This window comes from Acinetobacter sp. 742879 (assembly GCF_000588535.1).
Taxonomy (GTDB): Bacteria; Pseudomonadota; Gammaproteobacteria; order Pseudomonadales; family Moraxellaceae; genus Acinetobacter; species Acinetobacter pittii.
In genome coordinates this window covers 215,236-237,955 of record NZ_JFYC01000004.1, presented here as the reverse complement: position 1 = coordinate 237,955, position 22,720 = coordinate 215,236, and the positions used below count along the sequence as shown (strand labels likewise).

The 22,720-nt window shown below is 38.2% G+C and carries 19 protein-coding genes; 13 read left to right on the top strand and 6 right to left on the bottom strand.

Features of this window, described 5'->3' with window-relative positions:
* Nucleotides 1-155 precede the first annotated feature (155 nt).
* The 7 genes from J690_RS11960 to J690_RS11930 all read left to right on the top strand — a co-directional run bounded on the left by J690_RS11960 (nucleotide 156) and on the right by J690_RS11930 (nucleotide 7,478).
* Nucleotides 156-1,679 (top strand): alanine/glycine:cation symporter family protein, encoded by a 1,524-nt coding sequence (locus tag J690_RS11960; RefSeq protein ID WP_032036024.1) that lies wholly within the window; start codon nucleotides 156-158, stop codon nucleotides 1,677-1,679.
* Nucleotides 1,680-1,978: 299 nt separating this feature from the next.
* Nucleotides 1,979-3,385: an amino acid permease gene (locus J690_RS11955; protein WP_014207418.1), complete on the top strand. Its 1,407-nt coding sequence runs from the start codon at nucleotides 1,979-1,981 to the stop codon at nucleotides 3,383-3,385.
* A gap of 140 nt (nucleotides 3,386-3,525) precedes the next feature.
* Nucleotides 3,526-3,747, top strand: coding sequence for an LPS translocon maturation chaperone LptM (gene lptM / locus J690_RS11950; protein ID WP_002118887.1), 222 nt, complete (start codon nucleotides 3,526-3,528; stop codon nucleotides 3,745-3,747).
* Between the two features lie 22 nt (nucleotides 3,748-3,769).
* Nucleotides 3,770-5,020, top strand: a complete 1,251-nt coding sequence (gene lysA, locus J690_RS11945) for a diaminopimelate decarboxylase (RefSeq protein WP_032036022.1) — start codon at nucleotides 3,770-3,772, stop codon at nucleotides 5,018-5,020.
* A gap of 5 nt (nucleotides 5,021-5,025) precedes the next feature.
* Nucleotides 5,026-5,871, top strand: coding sequence for a diaminopimelate epimerase (gene dapF / locus J690_RS11940; protein WP_002118553.1), 846 nt, complete (start codon nucleotides 5,026-5,028; stop codon nucleotides 5,869-5,871).
* A 79-nt stretch (nucleotides 5,872-5,950) separates the two neighbouring features.
* A complete protein-coding gene (locus tag J690_RS11935) occupies nucleotides 5,951-6,874 on the top strand; it encodes an ADP-ribosylglycohydrolase family protein (protein WP_032036021.1) in 924 nt (307 codons plus the stop codon).
* Nucleotide 6,875: 1 nt separating this feature from the next.
* Complete coding sequence (locus J690_RS11930) at nucleotides 6,876-7,478, top strand: alpha/beta fold hydrolase (RefSeq protein ID WP_032036020.1); 603 nt, start codon at nucleotides 6,876-6,878, stop codon at nucleotides 7,476-7,478.
* Nucleotides 7,479-7,521: 43 nt separating this feature from the next.
* Here J690_RS11930 and J690_RS11925 read toward each other — a convergent pair whose 3' ends face one another.
* Nucleotides 7,522-8,145 (bottom strand): LysE family translocator, encoded by a 624-nt coding sequence (locus J690_RS11925; RefSeq protein WP_032036017.1) that lies wholly within the window; start codon nucleotides 8,143-8,145, stop codon nucleotides 7,522-7,524.
* Between the two features lie 165 nt (nucleotides 8,146-8,310).
* Between J690_RS11925 and xerA the strand changes: the two genes are divergently transcribed.
* The 4 genes from xerA to gyrA all read left to right on the top strand — a co-directional run bounded on the left by xerA (nucleotide 8,311) and on the right by gyrA (nucleotide 14,439).
* Complete coding sequence (gene xerA, locus J690_RS11920) at nucleotides 8,311-9,198, top strand: site-specific tyrosine recombinase/integron integrase (protein WP_080973505.1); 888 nt, start codon at nucleotides 8,311-8,313, stop codon at nucleotides 9,196-9,198.
* A gap of 461 nt (nucleotides 9,199-9,659) precedes the next feature.
* Complete coding sequence (locus J690_RS11915) at nucleotides 9,660-10,409, top strand: electron transfer flavoprotein subunit beta/FixA family protein (RefSeq protein ID WP_002118903.1); 750 nt, start codon at nucleotides 9,660-9,662, stop codon at nucleotides 10,407-10,409.
* Between the two features lie 17 nt (nucleotides 10,410-10,426).
* Nucleotides 10,427-11,359: an electron transfer flavoprotein subunit alpha/FixB family protein gene (locus tag J690_RS11910; RefSeq protein WP_032036015.1), complete on the top strand. Its 933-nt coding sequence runs from the start codon at nucleotides 10,427-10,429 to the stop codon at nucleotides 11,357-11,359.
* Between the two features lie 365 nt (nucleotides 11,360-11,724).
* Nucleotides 11,725-14,439, top strand: coding sequence for a DNA gyrase subunit A (gyrA, locus tag J690_RS11905; protein ID WP_032036013.1), 2,715 nt, complete (start codon nucleotides 11,725-11,727; stop codon nucleotides 14,437-14,439).
* 59 nt (nucleotides 14,440-14,498) lie between these two features.
* On the opposite strand, the gene J690_RS11900 is transcribed toward gyrA, so the two are convergent.
* The 4 genes from J690_RS11900 to J690_RS11885 are packed head-to-tail and all read right to left on the bottom strand — an operon-like array spanning nucleotide 14,499 to nucleotide 19,333.
* Nucleotides 14,499-15,581, bottom strand: coding sequence for an A1S_2622 family ABC transporter permease subunit (locus tag J690_RS11900; protein WP_032036012.1), 1,083 nt, complete (start codon nucleotides 15,579-15,581; stop codon nucleotides 14,499-14,501).
* Nucleotides 15,578-16,708 (bottom strand): ABC transporter permease, encoded by a 1,131-nt coding sequence (locus tag J690_RS11895; RefSeq protein WP_212771361.1) that lies wholly within the window; start codon nucleotides 16,706-16,708, stop codon nucleotides 15,578-15,580. Before J690_RS11895 ends, J690_RS11900 begins: the two co-directional genes overlap by 4 nt.
* 3 nt (nucleotides 16,709-16,711) lie before the next feature.
* On the bottom strand, nucleotides 16,712-17,833 hold the full coding sequence (locus tag J690_RS11890) for an HlyD family secretion protein (RefSeq protein WP_032036009.1): 1,122 nt from the start codon (nucleotides 17,831-17,833) through the stop codon (nucleotides 16,712-16,714).
* Nucleotides 17,834-17,845: 12 nt separating this feature from the next.
* Nucleotides 17,846-19,333: a TolC family protein gene (locus J690_RS11885; protein WP_032036007.1), complete on the bottom strand. Its 1,488-nt coding sequence runs from the start codon at nucleotides 19,331-19,333 to the stop codon at nucleotides 17,846-17,848.
* A 385-nt stretch (nucleotides 19,334-19,718) separates the two neighbouring features.
* On the opposite strand from J690_RS11885, the gene serC reads away from it, so the two are divergent.
* Nucleotides 19,719-20,798 (top strand): 3-phosphoserine/phosphohydroxythreonine transaminase, encoded by a 1,080-nt coding sequence (gene serC, locus J690_RS11880; protein WP_005067728.1) that lies wholly within the window; start codon nucleotides 19,719-19,721, stop codon nucleotides 20,796-20,798.
* Between the two features lie 238 nt (nucleotides 20,799-21,036).
* Here serC and J690_RS11875 read toward each other — a convergent pair whose 3' ends face one another.
* On the bottom strand, nucleotides 21,037-21,978 hold the full coding sequence (locus tag J690_RS11875) for a hypothetical protein (RefSeq protein WP_032036005.1): 942 nt from the start codon (nucleotides 21,976-21,978) through the stop codon (nucleotides 21,037-21,039).
* 246 nt (nucleotides 21,979-22,224) lie between these two features.
* Here J690_RS11875 and J690_RS11870 point away from each other — a divergent pair, with 246 nt between their 5' ends.
* Complete coding sequence (locus J690_RS11870; RefSeq protein WP_078210287.1) at nucleotides 22,225-22,713, top strand: YaiI/YqxD family protein; 489 nt, start codon at nucleotides 22,225-22,227, stop codon at nucleotides 22,711-22,713.
* Nucleotides 22,714-22,720 lie beyond the last annotated feature (7 nt).

Here is a 22,720-nt window from a genome sequence, read left to right as displayed (position 1 = left end):
GGATATAAAAAATCTAATCTATTCCCCAAGGAAGGTGTTTTTACTGGAGCATGTATCTAGCTGTTTATTATAGATATGGCATGGATATTGCTGAAGTGAAAACGAACAAAATAATATGAGTATTGTATTTTTAGAAATACAAAAGGTTGATATCTATGAGTGCAGCAGAAATTGTTGATTGGGTAAATAGTATTATATGGAGTAAGGCGCTTATCTATTTATGTTTAGGCGTTGGTTTATTCTTTTCTATTTTGACAAGATTTGTTCAGGTCCGCCAAATTAAGGAAATGGCTAGACTTTTAATAAAAGGTACTTCTTCAGAGCAGGGCGTTTCATCTTTTCAGGCATTATCAGTATCTTTAGCAGGTCGTATTGGTGTAGGTAACATTGCGGGTGTTGCAGCAGCAATTGGCTTTGGTGGACCCGGTGCAGTTTTTTGGATGTGGATGGTTGCATTCTTTGGTGCCGGTACAGCTTATGTAGAATCGACACTTGGTCAGCTTTATAAAGTTGAGTATCAAGGACAATATCGCGGTGGCCCAGCATTTTATTTTGATAGAGGACTAGGTCAGCGTTGGTTAGGAATTGTATTTGCTATTGCAGCAATTGTCGCTTGTGGTTTGTTTTTACCAGGTATTCAAGCAAATGCAGTAGGTAAGGCATTTACACAGATTACAGGTGAAGGCGCAATTGTTTTTGGTGATGTTGGTGTCTATAAACTCGTTGCTTTGGTCGTCGTGATTGGTTTGCTGGCTATCCTCATCTTCGGTGGGATTAAACGAATTGCTCAGTTTGCTGAACTGGTTGTACCTTTTATGGCAATTGGTTATTTCCTCATGGCTGTTATCATTGTTGTGGTTAACATCTCAGATCTTCCAAAAGTATTAAGCCTGATTTTTACAGATGCATTTACGCCAATGGCAGGTCTTGGTGCTGCAATCGGTTGGGGGGGAAAACGTGGTGTTTATGCCAATGAGGCAGGCCAAGGAACAGGACCACACGCAGCAGCGGCAGCAGAAGTTCAACATCCAGCTCAACAAGGTTTGGTCCAATCTTTTTCAATTCACTTTGATAGTATAATTGTTTGTTCTGCTACTGCATTTATGATTTTAATGACAAGCCAATATAATGTTCAGGGGGCTTTAGAAGCAGGTCAATTCATTGTTCAAAATGTTCCTGCCTCGACTGAAATTGGTTCTCCTGCATTTACACAAATGGCGGTGAGCACTATTTTTGGTAATTTTGGTCAGATCTTTGTTGCTTTAGCCGTATTCTTCTTTGCTTTCACCACTATCGTAGCTTATTACTATATTGCAGAAACAAATCTTGCTTATTTGAGCTACATTACAAAATCACCGTCATTATTGTTCATTGTGAAATGTTCAATCATTCTCGCTGTAGGTTATGGTTTACTGAGTGCCACAGGCTATATCTGGGGTATTGGTGATATTGGTGTTGGCTTAATGGCATGGATTAATATTATTGGTATTGTCGTAACATACTTTATTTATAAACCAACGATTAAGGCATTAAAAGATTACGAAGAACAACAAAAAGCTGGAGTAAAAGAGTACACATTTGACCCTATTAAATTAGGAATTAAAAATGCGACATTCTGGGAAGAGCGCTTGAAGAAAAACCAAGAATTGAATGCGCAAGTTAAGAAAACAGGAAGCTAGAGTTTAAAAATCAAATAGCTAAAAAGGTGGTCATATTGACCACCTTTTTTCATATGAGATTGATCATTAAATGAGAAACTGGATGTTCCAAAAAAGTGCGTTGTATTGCTAGGGGCTTGTGCGTATTATCGGATTTAATTGTATGTAGCTTGGAATCATCAGCAATACAGACAAAATTGGTTAGCTGAAAAGTTGTCAAAAAATATACATTTAAAAGATACCTGCAAATGGTGCGATATCGTCTTTTTGATTTGAATTTAGCTAACGGACTAAAAAAATTACTGGAGTGTATTTATAAAATGTCGAATCAAAATCTGAGCGAGCCTCATGAACAAGGTGAGCTCCATCGAAGCCTCTCCAATCGGCATTTACAACTAATCGCGATTGGTGGTGCAATTGGTACCGGATTATTTATGGGATCAGGCAAAACAATTAGCCTTGCTGGTCCGTCGATCTTATTCATTTATTTGATTATTGGTGTGATGGTGTTTTTTGTCATGCGTGCGCTTGGCGAATTACTTCTTTCAAACCTTGCCTATAAATCATTTATTGACTTCACAACAGATTTAATCGGTCCATGGGCAGGTTATTTTGTAGGGTGGACATACTGGTTATGTTGGATCACGATTGGTATCGCTGACCTTTCTGCAATTATCTATTACTTACAGTTCTTCAATAATGGTCTACCTTTCTCGCCTGTTGAAGGGGCGATGATCAGTGTTGCCGCGATTGTATTTATTATGGGTTTAAACCTGTTAACAGTTCGCTTGTTTGGTGAGTTAGAGTTCTGGTTTGCGCTCATTAAGATTCTTGCGATTATTATATTAATTGCTGTTGGCCTATGGATGATCTTTACAGGCTTTACCTCAAGTACAGGTGAAGTTGCATCATTTACTCATCTCTGGGCTAACGGTGGCTTCTTTCCAACAGGTGTACATGGTTTCTTGGCAGGCTTCCAAATCGCAATCTTTGCTTTTGTTGGTGTAGAACTTGTGGGAACAACGGCTGCGGAAACCAAAGATCCAGCACGTAACCTACCAAAAGCAATTAACTCAATTCCAATCCGTATCATTATTTTCTACGTATTGGCATTATTAATTGTGATGTCTGTAACACCTTGGAATAAAATTGATCCGGCGATTAGTCCATTTGTAAACTTGTTCAGCCAAGCTGGTGTGGCAGCAGCAGCAATCTTGATGAACTTGGTGGTATTGTCATCAGTGATGTCATCAATGAACAGTGGTGTCTTCTCAACAAGCCGTATGTTATTTGGTTTATCTCGTGAAGATCAGGGTCCAAAAGCTTTTGGTAAATTGAACAGACGTGCGGTACCGGCAAATGCATTGTATTTCTCTGCGGCATGTTTATTGTTAGGTGCGGCATTACAGTATTTTGTTCCAAATACAGTTGAGGCATTTACACTTGCAACGACGCTTTCAACGATTCTGTTCATTTGCGTGTGGTTACTCATTATCTGGAGTTATATCCGTTACTACACTACGCGTCCTGAGCTACATGCAAAATCAACATTTAAATTACCGGGTGGTCTATTTACATGTTGGATCACGATTATTTTCTTTATTGGCATGATTTATGTGCTGTCTTTAGAACCAGATACGTTCAAAGCGCTTAAAGTCAGCCCAATTTGGTTTGTTATCTTGATCATTGGTTATTTCTTCTTCTATAAACCACGTCATAAAAAGTAATTAAATTTATTTGCTTATGATCAAACGCTGGCTGAAAAGCTGGCGTTTTTTATGCATATTGTTTTTCTCTTTAAGTTTACTCTTTAGCCGCCTGCATGATCACGGTATACTGCATCGAATTGTTTAAATCAGGTGCTCAGATGCGTCGTGTCATTTGCCTCATCAGTTTATTGAGCAGCAGTATTTTGCTTAGCGCTTGTGGTCAGTCAGGAGCATTACAGCTACCTTCTGATCCGAATTATGACAAACGTGCGAAATACTTGCTCTATCGTAATAAAGAACAGAAACAAGTTGTGCAACAGGATGAGCAGGCTGAACAGCCAGTTGAATCATCAGCCCCAACCCAAACAACTTCACCTTAAGCTTTGAAATAAGGACACATTCATGAGTTTCACTCGCATTAATGGAGTATTGCATGCAGAGCAATGTTCTATGGAGCAGCTTGCGCAGCAATTTGGCACACCTTTGTATGTTTATTCAAAAGCAGCTTTTGAAAAACATTATTTAGATATGGACCGTGCTTTTGATTTTATTGATCATCAAATCTGTTTTGCGGTGAAATCTAACTCAAATATAGCTGTTCTTAATGTGTTGGCAAAACTTGGTGCTGGTTTTGATATCGTATCAGGTGGTGAACTTGCACGTGTTTTAAAAGCGGGTGGTGATGCGTCTAAAGTTGTTTTTTCTGGTTTGGGTAAAACCGAAGCCGATATCGAAACATCGTTAAATGTAGGCATTGCTTGCTTTAACGTAGAGTCTTATGCAGAACTAGACCGTCTTCAAAAAGTTGCAGCACGTCTAGGCAAAAAAGCGCCAATTTCTTTACGTGTAAATCCAGACGTAGATGCAAAAACTCATCCTTATATTTCAACAGGTTTAAAAGAAAATAAATTTGGTATTCCAAGTGATACCGTTTATGAAACCTATCAATATGCTGCATCTTTACCAAACCTTGAAATCATTGGCATTGACTGCCACATCGGCTCGCAATTAACCGAGACTAAACCATTCGTTGATGCTTTAGATCGTGTCATGGTAATGATTGAGGAACTAAAAAAACTTGGTATTACTCTTAAACACATTGATATCGGTGGCGGGTTAGGTGTTTGTTATAAAGATGAAACACCGCCAAGTGTTGAAGAATATGCCAACTCAATGAAACCTGCTTTAGAAAAATTAGGTCTCAAGGTTTATATGGAACCGGGTCGTAGCATTAGTGCAAATGCAGGTGTGCTTCTAACAAAAGTTGATTTGCTCAAGCCAACGAGCCACCGTAACTTTGCCATTATTGATGCTGCAATGAATGATTTAATTCGCCCTGCTTTATATGAAGCTTGGATGGATATTCAACCTGTAGTGCCAAGTTCAGATAATGAAGAAAAAACTTGGGATCTCGTTGGAGCAATCTGTGAAACAGGTGACTTCATTGGTAAAGATCGTTCATTGGCTTTAAAAGAAAATGACTTGTTAGCTGTTCTTGGCGCTGGCGCTTATGGTTTTGTAATGAGTTCAAATTACAACACACGTGGCCGTGCCGCAGAAGTGATGGTGTCAGGCGATAAAGCCCATTTGATTCGTGAGCGTGAAACGGTTGAATCCCTGTGGGAAAATGAACGCTTGTTGCCTGAGGAGTAAATGAAATGTTGTTAGAATTTACTAAAATGCATGGCCTAGGCAACGACTTTATGGTGGTTGATCTAATCAGCCAACGTGCCTATTTGGATACAGAAACAATTCAACGCTTAGCCGATCGTCATTTTGGCATCGGTTTTGATCAACTTTTAATTGTTGAACCACCAGATTTACCGGAAGCAGATTTTAAATATCGTATTTTTAATGCAGATGGTTCTGAAGTTGAACAATGTGGTAACGGAGTACGCTGTTTTGCTCGTTTTGTACATGAGCGCCATTTAACAACTAAAACAAGTATTACTGTCCAAACCAAAGCAGGTATTGTAAAACCTGAGTTGGGACAAAATGGTTGGGTTCGCGTCAATATGGGCTACCCAAAGTTCTTGCCGAATGAAATTCCATTCATTGCAGAACAACCAGAAGCTTTATATACACTTGAGTTAGCTAACGACCAGAACATTAATATTGATGTGGTCAATATGGGCAATCCTCACGCTGTCACTATTGTTCCAGATGTATTAACTGCAGATGTTGCCGGCATTGGTCCACAAGTTGAGTCACATAAACGGTTCCCTGAACGTGTAAATGCTGGCTTTATGCAAGTAATTGATGAAAAACATGTTCGCTTACGTGTATTTGAACGTGGTGTTGGTGAAACATTAGCTTGTGGTACAGGGGCATGTGCTGCTGCGGTAAGTGGTATGCGCCGTGGCTTACTTGCGAATTCAGTTGAAGTTGAGCTTGCTGGTGGTAAGTTACAAATCGAATGGCAAGAAGGCGATGTGGTTTGGATGACTGGTCCAACAACTCATGTATATGATGGGCGTTTGGATTTACGTTATTTCCAAGGCTAAGTAAGATTTGTCTCAGGGGAAAGATCTTAAAATAAGGTCTTTCCCCTTTATTTTTACAAGAATAAATATTGAGAGAAAAATGCAAAATAAAATTAGAGGAGCAATTTATGGTCTGCTGATTGGTGATGCAGTCGGTGTACCATATGAATTTCATTCAGCTTTGCAGCTTCCACTTTACTCACATATTGATATGATTCCACCTAAAGATTTTAGGCGAACTTATCCAGATATTCCAATTGGAACATGGTCAGATGATGGAGCTCAGGCTCTATGCTTATTGGCATCACTATTACATTGTCAAAAACTCGATAGCATCGATTTTGCTAACCGTCTTCGCAATTGGTACCGTTATGGTTATATGGCGGTTGATTATCAAGTGTTTGATATTGGAGTGCAAACTGCTCAGGCGTTACAACGTTATGAAGCTGGGGTGTCTGTAGAAGAGATGGCTAATACAGATGAACATTCGAATGGTAATGGAGCGTTGATGCGCACATTACCTTTGGCATTATGGTATAGGGGATCTGATCAGCAATTAGTTGAGTTAGCCTATCAGCAGTCTCATTTGACCCATGCTCATCTTCGATCAAAAATTTGCTGTGCTTTATATTGCTTATGGGCAAAGTATTTATTGAAAGGACAATCAGTTAATGATGCTTGGAAATCTAGTATTTCCATACTGATGCAACTTTATAAAAATAGTGTTAATGAACAACAAGAACTCAATCATATTATTGATTCAACACATGAGAAAAAAATATCGGGCAGCGGTTACGTAGTGGATTGTTTACATTCAGCTCGTTTCGCTCTGCAACAAGATAATTATGAAGATGTCATTAAAACAGCTATTGCCTTAGGACAAGATACTGATACAACCGCTTGTGTTGCAGGAGGATTGGCAGGAATTGTGTTTGGATATGAAGGGATACCACAAATATGGTTACAGCAGTTAAGAGGGAAAGAAATACTAAAACCATTATTAACCCAATTAGAAGAAGCATGATATGAATTTAATTTTCTTACCCGGTGCATCAGGCAGTACGACATTTTGGCATCGCTTAATTGAAAAATTACCTCAGCAGTATCGTACAAAAATTATTGGTTATCCGGGTTTTGGAGATACACCAGAATCCTTAGAAGTCAAAAGTTTTGAAGACCTAACAAATTATGTGGTCAATCAAATTCATGATGAGTCTGTAATTATTGCTCAATCAATGGGTGGGATTTTTGCCGTTGCCGCAGCGCTACAAAAAACTCAACTGGTGAAAGGGCTGGTCTTAATCGCAACTTCTGGTGGAATCAATCTTAAACAATTTAATGTGCAAGATTGGCGTGAAGCATACCGCCAAGCATTTTTAGAATATCCTGATTGGTTTATTAATACGAATGCCAACTATGAAGAATTTTTGACAGATATAAATGTCGAAATCTTATTAATCTGGGGTGATAACGATCCAGTGAGTCCAGTTGAAGTGGGAACATACTTAAATCAGATATTTAAAAATTCAAGGCTGCATATTGTTAAAGGTGGAGATCATCAGTTGGCAGAAAAACATGCTGATGAAGTGGCTGCACAAATTAAAGATTATTTAAAAAAGATGAAGTAAGTTTTTTTAAAAAAGCGTGCTGTGTTAGCACGCTTTTTTAAATTTATCTTTTACTCAAAGCTAATTTCAAAGCAAACAACACAAAAATACTGCCAGTAATCCGATCCATATATTTCACAAATTTAGGTTGCTTAAGATAACGTGACAGTGGCTGCATAGCCAAAATTAATAAAGTTGACCATAACATTCCAATGACGACATGAATCATTACTAGTCCTATCACCCAAGTAACTGCCGATGCTTGTGGTGGAATAAACTGTGGAAGAAATGAAATATAAAAAATACCAACTTTGGGATTAAGTAAATTACCTAAAAAACCCTTAATAAACCAATTTTGTGAAGGAGAGGTATTTGAACTATTCTCTTGCATATCTGCAAGTTGGCTACGTGGTTTTAAAATCATATTTAAACCCAGCCAAGCTAAATAAGCAGCACCCATCCATTTTAGAATATTAAAAGCGATATCAGATGCCATGAGCAAGGCACCTAGACCACAGGCAACCACAATTCCCCATACAATACAGCCAAGGCTAATACCGACCGCTGCTTGAAATGCTTTCGATTTACCTTCAAGTGTTGCTGTACGAATAATTAAAGTCGTATCCAAACCAGGGGTAAGTGTAAGTAAGGTAATCGCAATTAAATAAGGGATGAGTATGGTGGTCATGGCAGCAAGGTCCAATGAATACTTGGTTTAAATTGTAATATATAAATTAGATCAGCATTAGGTTGTGCGATATCAAATTTTCATGATCACATAGTTTTTGGTACACTCAAAAAAATGAACAAATAAATGGAGAGCAATTTGGATTTTGCATTACAACTGCTCTCAATGTGGTTAAAAGAAAGAAAAATACAGAATCAATCTGAGCACACGATTACTGCTTATGAACGAGATGTTAAAAGCTTTCTTGAGTTCTGCGAGCACAAACAACTAGATTTGAGAAATATTGAAGCTTCAGATTTAAGAGAGTACTTAGCGCAGCGTGTCGAACAGGACCAGTTAAGTTCAAGTAGCATGCAACGTCATCTCACTTCAATTCGTCAATTTATGAAATGGGCTGAACAAGGTAAATATCTAGAAATTAATCCTACTGACGATTTTAAGTTAAAACGACAACCTAGACCTTTGCCCGGCATGATCGACATAGAAACGGTTAATCAAATTTTAGATCAACCTATGCCTGAAAAACCAATTGATCAGCAGCTTTGGTTAAGAGATAAAGCGATGCTCGAGTTACTTTACTCAAGTGGTTTACGTCTGGCTGAATTGCAGGGATTAACTGTTAAAGATGTAGATTTTAATCGCCAACTTGTTCGTATTACAGGTAAAGGAAATAAAACACGTATAGTACCATTTGGGAAAAAAGCAAAAGAAAGCCTATTGAACTGGTTGAAAGTTTATAAAATTTGGAAAGGACATTTTGATCAAAATGATTCTGTCTTTATTTCCTTACGAGGAGGGGCGCTCACTCCAAGGCAAATTGAAAAACGTGTGAAGCTTCAAGCACAAAGGGCAGGTGTAAATGTCGATTTACATCCGCATTTACTCAGACATTGTTTTGCTAGCCATATGCTATCGAGTAGCGGTGATTTGCGTTCAGTACAAGAAATGCTAGGCCATAGTAATTTATCTACGACACAAATTTATACGCATATTGATTTTGATCATTTAGCACAAGTATATGATCAAGCTCATCCAAGGGCACATAAAAACTAAAATTTAAAAATAGACTCAATAAATAGATAATTAAATTGATAAGTTTTAGCTGAATGTTGAGATCATTTGTATTTTTTTACAAATTTGTTTAAGAGAAATAAGGGAAACTACCCAATTGACAATTTTGATCTTTGAGTATTTTGTGGACGACAGGGTCTAAAAAACGTCGGATTTATGGTTTTTAAAAGTAATCTTATGTTTCTAGCTAATATGCTAAATAAGATAAAAAGATAATAAAAATCAATGTATAAAATAGAGTTTAAAAAGAATAAAATAGGCCCTCATAGCAGTCTAAAATTTTTTTATGAACTGATGATTTCATTTTTTTTGTGCTGTTCCAGAAAATTGTGACTTGACCGAAATGCCAAACACATTGCAAGATAGGGTACCTAAAAAATTTTAATTGAAGAGTTAATATACTTTTCTCAACATTTACTTTTGCTAGAACAGCCGAGGATTACATGAAGGCTCTTGTTGCTGTAAAACGCGTGGTTGATGCCAACGTTAAAGTTCGTGTTAAGCCGGACAATAGTGGGGTTGACCTTACCAACGTAAAAATGTCAATTAACCCATTTTGTGAAATCGCAGTGGAAGAAGCGGTTCGCTTAAAAGAAAAAGGAACAGTATCAGAAATCGTTGTTGTTTCTGTAGGTCCTAAAGAAGCTCAAGAACAAATCCGTTCTGCAATGGCTCTAGGCGCAGACCGTGGTATTTTGGTTGAAACTACTGATGAAATTGGCGCTTTAGAAGTTGCTAAAATTTTAAAAGGTGTTGTTGAAGCTGAAAAACCAGAACTTATCCTTCTTGGTAAACAAGCAATTGATGATGACTCTAACCAAGTAGGTCAAATGCTTGGTGCATTATTAGGTGCTGGTCAAGGTACATTCGCTTCTGAAGTGAAAGTTGATGGCGGTAAAGTACAAGTGACTCGTGAAGTTGACGGTGGTTTACAAACTGTTGAACTTACACTTCCTGCAATCATCACGACTGACTTGCGTTTGAACGAGCCACGTTATGCAGCATTGCCTAACATCATGAAAGCTCGTAAGAAGCCACTTGATACAAAATCTCCTGCGGATTATGGCGTTACAGCTGGTACTAAGCTTAAAACTGTTAAAGTTGAAGCTCCAGCAGAACGTAAAGCTGGCGTACAAGTGAAATCTGTAGATGAGCTTGTTGAAAAATTGAAAAATGAAGCGAAAGTGATCTAATACGGAAGGATAAAATCATGAGTATTTTAGTTATCGCTGACCACAACAACCAAGTACTTAACGGTGCTACTTTAAACGTTGTTGCTGCAGCACAAAAAATCGGTGGTGATATTACTGTATTAGTTGCTGGTTCTGGTGCTCAAGCAGTTGCTGATGCTGCTGCTAAAGTTGCTGGTGTAAGCAAAGTTTTACTTGCTGACAACGCTGCTTATGCAAACCAATTAGCTGAAAACGTAGCTGGCTTAGTTGCTGACTTGGCTAAAGGTTACAAATACGTTTTAGCTGCTTCTACAACGACTGGTAAGAACATTCTTCCACGTGTTGCTGCTCTTCTTGATGTAAGCATGATCACAGATATTATTTCTGTTGAATCTGCGAACACATTCAAGCGTCCTATCTACGCTGGTAACGCGATTGCAACTGTTCAATCTGACGAAGCAATCATTGTGGGTACCGTTCGTGGTACAGCATTTGATCCAGTTGCTGCGGAAGGTGGTTCAGCTGCTGTTGAAACAGTTGGCGAAGTAAAAGATGCGGGTATTTCTCACTTCGTATCTGAAGAAATCGTTAAGCTTGATCGTCCAGAATTAACTGCGGCTCGTATTGTAGTTTCTGGTGGTCGTGGTGTAGGTTCTGGTGAGAACTACCATAGAGTACTTGATCCATTAGCTGACAAGCTTGGTGCAGCACAAGGTGCTTCACGTGCAGCAGTTGATGCGGGCTTTGTACCTAACGATTTCCAAGTTGGTCAAACTGGTAAAATCGTTGCGCCTGAGCTTTATGTTGCTGTAGGTATTTCTGGTGCGATCCAGCATTTAGCTGGTATGAAAGATTCTAAAGTTATTGTTGCAATCAACAAAGACGAAGAAGCACCAATCAACAGTGTTGCTGACTACTGGTTAGTTGGTGATTTGAACACTGTAGTACCAGAATTGGTATCTAAACTTTAATCTTTACCGATTAAAGTTAAAAAACCCTTAGTTTTTACTAGGGGTTTTTTATTGTGGATAGTGACATGGAATGTATAACTGAGAATTTTATCTCATTTGAGGTTTGATTTTTATAGAATAAAAATCACATAGTTTTATTAAGAATAGAACGTGCTCGTTATAGCGATATGATAAGAATAATATGCAATTAAATTATACAAATATCACCAGATTAGCGGTGTAGATTCCGCACATTACAAAGTGCTTTTATGCTATAGTATACAGCTATATTTTTTTCGATTTTAGTTCAGTTTCCGGAACTAAATTTTTTGCAAGATCAAGACATATAAGCAGATGGAAATTTCTATCTGTAAGAAGGAGTATGCATGAGCGTATCGGAAATCCGACCGATTGCCATTGAGGACGAACTCAAGCATTCATATTTAGATTACGCGATGAGTGTAATCGTATCTCGTGCATTGCCGGATGTGAGAGACGGTCTGAAACCTGTTCACCGTCGTGTGCTTTATGCCATGCACGAATTGGGCAATGACTATAACAAAGCCTACAAGAAATCTGCGCGTGTTGTTGGGGACGTAATCGGTAAATATCACCCTCATGGTGACTCAGCTGTTTATGAGACCATTGTACGTATGGCTCAGGACTTTAGCTTACGTTATTTATTGGTAGATGGTCAGGGTAACTTCGGTTCGATTGATGGTGATAGCGCAGCTGCGATGCGTTATACCGAAGTCCGTATGACCAAGCTTGCACACGAGCTTCTTGCAGATCTAGAAAAAGACACGGTTGACTGGGAAGATAACTACGACGGATCTGAGCGTATTCCTGAAGTACTTCCGACACGTGTTCCTAACTTGTTAATTAATGGCGCTGCTGGTATTGCCGTAGGTATGGCAACCAACATGGCACCGCATAACATGACAGAAGTTGTGAATGCGTGCTTAGCCTATGCTGACAATCCGAACATCTCGATTGAAGGATTGATGGAATACATTACGGGTCCTGACTTCCCTACAGGCGGTATTATTTACGGTAAATCAGGTATTGTTGATGCCTACCGTACAGGTAAAGGCCGCTTACATATTCGTGGTAAGTACCATTTCGAAGAAGATGAAAAGACAGGCCGTACAACCATCGTCTTTACTGAAATTCCATATCAAGTAAACAAAGCAAGAGTTATTGAACGTATTGCCGAGTTAGTGAAAGAGAAAAAACTTGAAGGTATTTCAGAACTTCGTGATGAGTCTGACAAAGAAGGTATGCGTATTGCAATTGACTTAAAACGCGGTGAAAACGCTGAAGTCGTTGTAAATAACTTATTCTTAAATACCCAACTTGAAAACTCATTCAGCATCAACATGGTTTGTCTTGATAACGGACAACCAAAATTGATGAATCTGAAAGATATTATTGCGGCATTTATCCGTCACCGCCAAGAAGTTGTGACACGCCGTACCATGTTCGAACTGCGTAAAGCACGTGAACGTGGTCATATCTTAGAAGGCTTAACAGTTGCTTTAGCCAATATCGATGAAATTATCGAGACTATTAAAACTTCTGCTAACCCTGCTGAAGCGCGTGAGCGTTTACTTGCAGGTGAGTGGGCAGGTGGTGGTGTGGTTTCATTGCTTGAAAAAGCTGGTGCAATTTCTGTTCGTCCAGATGAAATCGAAGGTGAAAACCCAGATCGTCCATTTGGTTTAACCGATTCAATTTACCGTTTATCACCAACACAAGTAGGCGCGATTTTAGAATTACGTTTACACCGTTTAACAGGTCTTGAACAAGACAAATTACATGCAGAATATACTGAAATTTTAGGTCAAATCGCTGAACTTACTGCGATTTTGAATGATTTCAATTTATTGATGGCTGTAATTCGCGAAGAGTTAGCACTGGTACTACAACAGTATGGTGATGGACGTCGCACTGAAATTATTGAATCACGTATTGATTTTAGCCGTGAAGATTTAATTCCTGAAGAGCAAGTGGTATTAACGGTTTCACAAACAGGTTATGCAAAAACTCAACCACTTTCAGACTATCAGGCTCAGCGCCGTGGTGGTCGTGGTAAGTCGGCAACTTCAATGAAAGATGATGACTTTATTCAACATCTCATTGTAGCTTCAAACCATGCGACTGTGCTGTGCTTTACCAACGTAGGTAAAGTATATCGTCTTCGTGTGTTTGAAGTGCCTCAAGCATCACGTGGTGCGAAAGGCCGTCCGATTGTGAACTTGTTACCTTTAGATGCGAATGAAACAGTAACAGCTATCTTGCCGTTAACTGAGTTCCCAGAAAACCATTACGTATTTATGGCAACAGCGTCAGGTACGGTTAAACGTGTTGATTTAGAGCAATTTGCAAACATTCGTTCAAATGGTTTACGTGCAATTGAGCTCAATGAAGAAGATACCTTAATTGGTGTTGCGATTACTGATGGTAATCAGCAAATCATGTTGTTCTCGAACGAAGGTAAGGCAATCCGTTTTGCTGAAACTGACGTACGTGCAATGGGTCGTACTGCGAAAGGTGTTCGTGGTATGCGCGTGAGCTTTGCAAGCAGTACTTTAAGTGAAGAAGATGCAGATGTTGAAAATGATGAATCAGATGACAATGACGATTCAGCAGATTCAAATTTAGTAAGTCGTATCGTATCGCTTGTAGTTGTACCTGAAACAGGTGAAGTACTGTGTGCAAGTGCCAATGGTTACGGTAAGCGTACTCCAGTAAATGACTTCCCGACCAAGAAACGTGGCGGTAAGGGTGTAATTGCGATTAAGACAAGCGAACGTAACGGTGAGCTTGTTGGTGCAGTGTCTATTGACGAAACCAAAGAATTGTTACTTATTTCTGATGGCGGTACATTAGTTCGTACCCGTGCAGCAGAAGTTGCAATGACTGGTCGTAATGCACAAGGTGTACGTCTAATTCGCTTAAGCGAAGAAGAAACTCTAGTAGGCGTTGTGTCTATTGAAGCTGTCGAAGATGAAGAAGAGTTTCTCGAAGGCGAAGTAGATACTACTGAAACTGATAGCGAAGAAGCTGTATCAAATAATGAAGATGCTTCTGAAGACTAAGTAAAACTTTAATAAAAAAGGAAGCATAAGCTTCTTTTTTTATTTTATAAAGAATTTTTTTAAAAAAGCCGATAATAAGATAAACTCACCAATATTAATCCAAGGGTCCCAAGAAATATCAGCTTTGGTACAACCGTGGCTAATGGAACACCCATCTGATTAAGTTGCACAAACATTTGTACCGCATGTGTTGAGGGTAAACACCACGCAAACCATTGTAGCCATTCAGGCATTGCTTGATGAGGCCAAGCAGCTCCAGTTAGTAAGAATAAAGGTACAGAGCTAAACACAATAATATGTCCGGCACGTTCCGGCATATCTAAAAGTGAACCGATCAACATGCCTAGTCCAATAATACAACTAATAAAAATTGGAACGGCAATGAGGAGACCTATAAAATTTCCACCGTGTGGATAGTCATTGAACCACAGCGTAAAACCAAAAAGATAAAAACTACTTAAACAACCAATGGTAAATATACTTGCGAAAATTCCAGTGAAGCGAACAGCTGTAATTTTTTGGTGTTGCTCACGGTAGCTTGCAATCAGCATCGCTAAACCTAACACAATAGTTTGATGGATAATTAAAGAGGCAACAGCCGGAAAAATATAACTTCCATAGCCTGAAAGGGGGTTAAATAAAGGCACTTGATGAATAGAAAGCGCTGGCTGGAAATGCGTACGTTGTCCAAATTTCTCAATGTATTCTTTTAATGTGGTTTCAATTGAGGTTGCTAGACCTAAACCAATTTCTTTAGTTTTTAAAAAGTTGGTTGTGCTTAAGTATAAGCCGATTCCACCTGTTTCTCCGCGGCGTAGGCTTTGGGTTAAGTTATTTGGTAAAAGTAAAATACCATCGGCTTTTTGCTCACGGACCATTTGTTCAGCTTGTAAAAAATTGCTGGTAACTGTAACGATATGAACATGGGGGCTATTTGCACTTTGTCCAATCAATTGAGAAGTTAAGAGGCTTTGCTCTTCATCAACAATCACAATTGGAATAGATTCTGCACGCTCAGCTTTATAGGCGGTAGGATAAAAAAAACTATAAAGAATCACCGATAAAACTAGCGTTGTGAAAACTGAGCTATTACTTACAATGTCTTTAAATGTTTGCCCATAAGCCTTAAAGAATTCTTTCATTGTGTTGCCCCTTGAACTAATTTTTTAAGCAATAGACAACTTAAAAAGAAGTAAATCAGGCAATAACCGATGAGTATTAAAAAAGGAATCATTGAAATGAAAATTGGACTGCCGATCACCCATTGTTCGGTTTGAAGCTTAGCATAAGGGGTATAAGGAATAATGAGTGACCAAAATTTGGTAAAAATAGGGGCATTATTTAAAGGTAGCGTAACGCCTGCGAAACTTAAAGAAGCCCCGCCATATACCGCGATAAAACCAAAAGTTTTACTTAAATTTTTGGTTGCAAGAATGACGGTGCTGCTAATCAAAGCGTAGGCAAAATAAAGTAGAAACTGTGCGCATAGCAATAAACTAAGAGAACCTGCTACGAACCAGCCCCGGATTTCGACTAGCCAAAACATCCATACCCATGTCCATGCACAAAATATAAGGCTATAAAGCAGATTTTTGGCCAATAAGCCTTGAATAAAACTTTCTCGGTTTACCCATGCTGTTAATGTGCCACGTTTAAGTTCTTGTCCAATAGCAAAGGCAACACAGCAACACAGCAATAAGTGCAATACAGCAGGAACCATGAAGGGTTCTAAATAAAACTCATAGCTCATGCTTGGATTATAAAGCGTTGAGATTTTTACATGAGCTGTAGGAACATCTAAATAGGGAATACTATTTACAAGATAACTTTGACCAGCATAGTCTGCTAAAGCATTGAGGGTACTGATCAGCATTGCTGAAGAAATCGTATTTCCGACACTAAAAAAAGACTGGTTAAATGCAATGCTGATTTGAGCATCTTGTGCTTTCACAAAGCGTTTTTCAGCGCCGTCTGGAATGAAAACATAGCCCCATATTTTGGTTTCATTGAGTAGTTGTTCCGCTTCTGTAGAGCTTGCCGTAATTGTTTTAATCTCTACTGTATGATTCAACGAAAGATACTTTTCAATATTACGGCTGAGTTCACTTTGGTCCTGATCAATAATCGCAATTGGTAAGTGTTCAGCTTTACCTGCGTAAAACATGCTGCTAAACATGAAAATGATAAAAGCAGGGATAAGTGTCACCATACACAAATCCCATTTATTGCTTTTTAGATAGTTTAGTTCCCGTAATATACTGGCAAACATGCTTTATTTTTCTTCTTTAATTTTAAATAGAACACTCATACCAACCTTTAAATCTTTGACAGGACGTTCAGGCACCAGATGCAATTTAAAGCTACGAATATCATAGCCTCCAGTTTGGCGAGTCGTTTTAATGGTGGCAAATTCACCTTCAGCATCAATATTCTTAATTTTAAAATTCACCTTCTGATTAAGAGCAGGTATGAATCCTTCAAGGGTTTTACTTTTATAAACAGAAGCGTATTGGTTTTCACCGACGTTTAAACTTACCCATAAATCATCATCTTCTAAAATGCTGACAACAGGCACGCCCATAGCGACTAATTCAGAAGGTTTACCATAAGTTTTTGAAACCGTACCTGAAATAGGTGAGAGTAAACGTGTCTCTGCTTCCAGTGCTTTTGCTTCGCTTACCGCTGCTTTTGCAATTTCAACTTGTGCATCTGCTGTAGATTTTTGCTGGCTGGTACTTCCACGTTTTGCACGAGCATATTGTTGATAAGAGGCTTCACTTAATTCTTGAGCAGAGGTCTGTGCAGCAAGCATTTCATCTCGTCTTTGACGTGAAATGACACCTTGTCTATATAAATTCTCACCACGTTGGTAAGTAGTTTTGGCAAGGTTTGCTTGTGCTTTTGTGCTTTGCCAGTTGGCATAAAGAGTATCGATATTTTCTTGTTGCGAACCGCGGTCTACCGTAGATTGAAATGCTAAAGCCGATTGTAAGGTAGCCAAAGCTTGTTGCTTTTTAGCTTCTATTTCCGGGCTAACCAAACGAACAAGTGGCTGGCCTTTGGAAATTTTCTGGCCTTCTTGTACATAAATTTCTTCAATACGACTTGGAACTTTTGTACTTACGTGAATAGTCTCGGCTTCAACTCGGCCTTGTAATTCAATAGGTTTAGGATGATAGCTTTTCCACAAACCAAAAATAATTAAACCTAATAGGGCAATAATGATCAAACCAATAAACAGTTTAATTTTTGAATTTTTAGGTGGTTTGGAGTCACTTTTATTTGTGCTTGATTCTTGATGGTCACTAACTTGATCATCTTTTTTAATTTGGTTGGTTTCTGCCGTATCCGCAACAGGAGAATCTTGTTCTGAATGAGCTGAGTCTTGATTCATTTTATACTCCCCTTAACGAATATAGTCGGTATGTGGTTGATTAACGTAAGCTTTAAACTCATCAATTGAGCCGTGACTTTGAAGTAAAGTCGCGAGTGACATGACATATTTATAAGCATTTAAAGCCATTTCAGTTTTTAACGCACTTAATGCATTTTGCGCATCAATCACTTGGGTTGCTGTACCCATTCCTTCACGAAAAGAAAGTTCTTGAATACGTAGGTTTTCTTGAGCAGCATTTACGTTTCTTTGTAAAAGCTGATGACTTTGTTGAGCAGAGTTAAGCTCGTTATATGATTTATTCAAAAGTGCTTCAATCTCTTGTTTAGTTCGTTCAGTCATGAGTTCAGAAGCGTAGCGCTTTAATTCAGCGGCATGAATATTCTTATTTTTATCTACTCCAGAAAATAGGTTGTATTTTGCCATTACACCGACAATCCAGTTTTCATTTTCATCAAGCGCATATTCACCAAATGCAAATAGACTTGGTTTTTTTGCGGCTTGTTGAGCTTGAATATTGACATTAGCCAGTTGAGTATCCATCTGCATTTTTTGTACAAGGCTAGATTTTTGTGAATAACTGGTTAAAAGTGATTCTAGAGACTGGCTTGGAGCGTTATTTACAAATAAAGGGGTACTTAAATCTACATTATTTTGTTGATGTAAAAGGTTATTAAGGCTAAATCGGCTGGCGTTTAAGTTAGCTTGAGCATTTTGTAAAGTACGTTCCGCATTATTACGAGCGACTTCAAACTGCATGCGTTGCCCTTTACTAATAAATCCTTGTTGTTCCAGCTTTAGGGCATTGCTGTAATGTTTTTGCATCGCATTAAAGTTAAATAAGCTACTTGCGACCAGCTGCTGCTGTAATTGCACATTAAAGTAACTTTGTACTACTTCAAATCGCTGTATATCTTGCTGTTGTTGGCTTGAAAGCTCAGAGCGCTGTGCTTGTATATTAGCTATTTTTTTAGCGCTGCTGGTTAAGCCGCCTGTATAGAGTGGCATTACGACTGAAATCGAAGGGCGTACCACCTGATCTTCGATAGTCAGATTCGCATAATCAGGAAAGCGATTTATACCATCATGTATGGTTTGGTTTGCGCCTTCTTGAACTTGTCCCAGCACATCTGATGGAATGACATTGTTCCACTGTGAAAGTTTATCGTTTAGCCCTTGGCTTAAATCATTTTCAAGTTTTTGTTTAAAAGCCCCAAGAGGTACATCTGTTTCACTATGAAAAGCGTAGGCTCTGACATTCAAATCAACTCTAGGTAATCCGAGGCCCTTTACTGCTTCAGCTTCTAATTGAGATGCTTGCTGTAATGCTTGGTTGGCTTGAGTACTGTATGAACTTTTTAAAGCTTGTTGTTCTGCTTCGGCATAACTTAAGCTTCCGGCATATAAATGATTAGTGAAAAAAAAGCCTAAAGCCAAAGCAAGATGTTTTGGTTTAAATGAAAAGGGAAAAATAGACTGTCTATATCGATGTGTTGGCATTTTAAATAACAATTTTTGGCATCCCTTATAGTTTAAATTTCTTGTTATTAAATTCAATTAACATCTTGTTTATTATACATTTGTATAAAAACATGGTGGTTTTTAGCTCCTTTAATTATTGAATTTACTAAGCCAATATTTTTGTAATAGCTATCAAGGTATGTGAAATTATAATCACAAGTCAAGTTGATCTTTTTGCTTAAAAATTTTTTTTAATGAGGAAGCTGATTATTAAAATTAAAGAAATAACGACAACAATAATTGAAAAAATAAAGCTAAATACAGTCCAGCATTGAAATATTTACTTGATAAGCTGCTGCAAGCTTAAGCAATCTGTGGTTAAATGCCATTTTTATTGTGTTTGACTTTATACAAGGGAAAAATCATGCGCGCGTACAATTTCTGTGCTGGTCCTGCTGCATTACCTACTGCCGTTTTAGAAAAAGCTCAACAAGAATTGTTGGATTGGCAGGGTAAAGGTCTATCCATCATGGAAATGAGTCACCGTAGTGCTGACTATGTTGCTGTAGCTGAAAAAGCTGAAGCAGATTTACGCAAGTTAATGAACATTCCAGAAAACTATAAAGTACTGTTTTTACAAGGCGGTGCGTCATTACAATTTTCTGCTATTCCTTTAAACCTTTTAGGTAAGAACAGTAAAGCCGATTATATCCACACTGGCATCTGGTCTGAAAAAGCGTTAAAAGAAGCAAAACGTTATGGCGATATTAATGTTGTAGAAGCTGGCATTAAAGTAGATGGCAAGTTCGCAATTTCTGAACAAAGCGAATGGAATTTATCTGATGATGCAGCATATGTACATTATGCGGATAATGAAACGATTGGCGGCTTACAGTTCGCAGGAATTCCTGATGTAAAAGCGCCACTTGTTTGTGACTATTCATCAAGTATTTTATCTGCTCCATTAGATGTGACTAAGTTTGGTTTAATCTATGCTGGCGCGCAAAAAAATATTGGTCCTGCTGGTTTAACAATTGTCATTATTCGTGATGACTTACTTGATCAGGCTAAGCCAGAAATTCCAAGTATTTTAAAATATGGTGACCAAGCGAAAAATGGTTCTATGGTAAATACACCATCGACTTATGCATGGTACTTGTCTGGTTTGGTATTTGAGTGGTTGCTAGAGCAGGGTGGGGTAGAGGCTATTCATAAAGTGAACCTTGAAAAAGCTCAGTTGTTATATGGTTATATCGACTCAAGCGATTTCTACAATAACCCGATCGCAATTCCAAACCGCTCAATTATGAATGTACCGTTTACCTTGGCAGACGAAGCTTTAGAAAAGCAATTCTTAAAAGAAGCGGAAGCTAATCACTTGTTAAATTTAGCTGGCCACCGTTCTGTCGGCGGTATGCGTGCAAGTATTTATAATGCCGTACCATTAGAAGGCGTACAGGCTTTAATTAACTTTATGGATGATTTTGCAAAGCGTAATGGTTAAGCAAATCAAATAAATAAAGCCCTCAAATGAGGGCTTTATTTATTGAATAAGTTATAAATTAAAAAGGCACTAAACCAAACTGGTGCATGAATATAGCAGCTAAGAACATACCCAAGACAAAAAAGCAAAACGCACCAGTATCGACCTTTACGCGCAGGCTACTGGATTGAATGAGGCTGGTAGTTTGTTCGGGTATAATCTTCATTCAATAACCTAATTATTAAAATATTAGTGAAATTCAATTAGTTTCACCCTTTTTAGCACAAATAGTCGCCTGAATCCAGATATTACCGCGAATATATTCGCCAATATTAAAGTTTTTATACAAATCGTTTTTGGTCGCAATGCGCACTAATATGGCAGGAGGATCATCTTTTAAAACCAAAGTGACATCATAAAGGGTATATTCTGCCCCCATAAATGTCATAGAAGTTTTACCAACAATATTACCTTGGAACCATGCTTCATCTTCTTGACCAAGATTTTCGCCATATAAATACGCAACCATTTTAGAAAAATCAACGGTTACAGGTTCTTGATCTTCTGGAGTTTTTGGCTGCCATTCATTAATGAGTTCCTGTAAATTTTCAGGAGCAACACCATTATGTTCAGTTAAAATTGCATTTAATGCACGATGATGTTTAATAGAAGCTGGGTCATCAACAATAATTTTTTCACCTGCTGGAACAGGTTCTAATTCATAAGCCCATGCATTAAATTGGACTTGATAGTTTTGATTTTTATCATATTGACAGTAGTTAACACTAAATAAATTATCAAATGCATAAACAGTTGTATTTTTATTTAGTCTTAAACTTAACACGGCTTGTGTAGCAGAGTCGCAAGTAATGATGCGTTCAATTTTCGCATTATATTGATACGGACTTTCAAAACTTGGGAAGGCTGTTTTAAGCGCACGAGGTTTTTGATTTTCAACAGCAATAATTTGATTGATCGTAACTTTTTGGTCTTGAGGACCTTGAATGAGCCAAAAAGATGGGTCCATGTCTTCTTCATGTTCACATAAACCCATTGGCATAACAGGTGCATCAAGTGCCAGTCCTAACCATTTTGGTACATCTGTTTCGGGATGGGACGTCAATAGATTCCAATGTTCTCCATGACTACCAAAATTTTGGTCATTTACTTTAATAACTTCTGGACTGTTTTGATTTTTCATAAGCATGATGCTGTTGGGTTCACATTACTTGTTATATTAAATCGAGGGTGTTTGCTATTTTTCAAGTCACCATATGTAAATTCTCTTGTAAAAGCGCATATTTAGTCATTTAAAGGGAAGCGGCGTTTCTATTTATAAGTTAAAAGTACGTTTAATTTATAAAAAATTTAAATGTTGAAATTAAAAATCAGTTTAATCGTTATTTTTACTCACCTTAGAAAAGCATCTGTTAGACTAATATTTTTAGTGGAAATAGAGAATAACGTGCTGCCATTTAAGCTATGGGTAGACGCAGACGCCTTACCGAAAATTTTACGTGAAGTGATTTTACGCGCATCAGATCGTTATCAATTAGAAGTCATTTTTGTAGCCAATCAAAATGTTGGGATTACGCCTTCAGTACGAATTAAGTCAATACAGGTTTTAAGTGGTGCCGACCAAGCAGATAAAGAAATAGTTGATCGTATGGTTGAAAATGACATTGTCATTACGCAGGATATTCCTCTGGCAGCTCAAGTGATTGAGAAAGGAGGCGTTGCTATCCATCCGCGTGGTGAAGTCTATACAACTGCGAATGTTAAAGCACGTTTACATCTACGTGATTTCATGGATACGCTTCGTGGTGCGGGTGTGCAAACTGGTGGACCGCCTCCTATTTCCGAACGAGATAAACGTGAATTTTCAAGTTCATTAGATCAAACGATTTTAAAGCAAAAACGTAAAACAGCTAAGTGAGCATCGC